The organism is Peribacillus sp. SIMBA_075, from assembly GCF_046534585.1.
On record NZ_JAWRYN010000825.1, the window covers coordinates 1 to 264 of the forward strand.

The following is a 264-nucleotide window of genomic DNA, read 5'->3' on the forward strand; positions in this document are numbered from 1 at the left end:
GGGTTGCGGGTTGCTCAAATGAAACGAAAAGTAATGCAAATCAACAAGAGAGCCAGAAAGAACGTGATATGAAAGAATCAGATAAAGCCGCAGTTGCTTATTTAAAGGCCTATATTGAAATGGACCGAAAAAAGTTAAATGAACTACAGTACAAAAAATATGATTTTGGAGAGGATCGAGTAAAAAATCCAGACATTAGTAAAGAAATGAAAGAGCGCTACGATTTGTATAGATATGATTTACAAGAGGGTGAGGATGAATTTT

General features: G+C 34.8%; 1 pseudogene. It reads left to right on the top strand.

Annotation, left to right across the window (positions count from 1 at the left end):
• Positions 1 to 264, top strand: a pseudogene (locus tag SB775_RS30530) (hypothetical protein); the annotation flags it as partial.